This window comes from Actinocorallia lasiicapitis (genome assembly GCF_054778695.1).
The window spans coordinates 1-699 of sequence record NZ_BAAGZI010000862.1 but is presented as its reverse complement, the minus strand read 5'-3'; the positions used below and the strand labels follow the sequence as shown (position 1 = coordinate 699).

Annotated in this window: 1 protein-coding gene; it reads left to right on the top strand. The window is 76.0% G+C overall.

Annotated features, from left to right (window positions below; all coding sequences use genetic code 11):
* A partial coding sequence (locus ACYVE7_RS35160; RefSeq protein WP_460371013.1) for a prolyl oligopeptidase family serine peptidase occupies positions 1–699 on the top strand: 699 nt, incomplete at both ends.

Sequence of the window (699 nt, the reverse complement as noted above, 5' to 3'; positions counted from 1 at the left end):
GGCGCTCGCGACCGACGAAGGGACGGCGCTGGCCGCCGCGTCGCCGTCACGGCCGGAGCGGCGGCGGGTGCTGGTGCCCGCCGACCCGGACGCGCCGCTCGCCGACTTCACCGTCCTGGACGGCGAACTGCTGATCGTCCGGCTCCGTGATGGGGCCGTCGAACTGACGGTCTGCCATCGCGGGACGGGCGAGCCGCTGCGGACGGTGCCGCTGCCCGGGCTCGGCAGCATCGGCCCGCTGACCACCGACGGCTCGGCCGCCTGGTTCACCTACACCGACCAGATCACGCCGCCGACGGTCTGGTGCTACCGCGCCGGAGCTCTCACCCTGCACGAGACGCCGCCCGGACGGGTGGAGCCGCCGGCCGTCGAGGTGCACACGCTGACGGCGACTTCAGCGGACGGCTCCGCGGTGCCCGTCACGCTGTACACGCCGCCGGGGTCGGGGCCGCGGCCGACGATCCTGCACGGGTACGGCGGGTTCGGGCTGCCGATGATGCCGTCGTACGCGCCGGACTCGCTGGCGTGGATCGCGTCCGGGGGGGCGCTGGCGGTCGCCCGGCTGCGGGGCGGTCCTGGCACGCGCGGGCAGGCCGTCCGGGCGGGCAAACAGGGCGTGTTCGACGATTTCGTGGCGGCCGCCGATCTGCTGATCCGCGCCGGCCGCACCAGCCCGGACCGGCTGGCGATCTGGGGGGA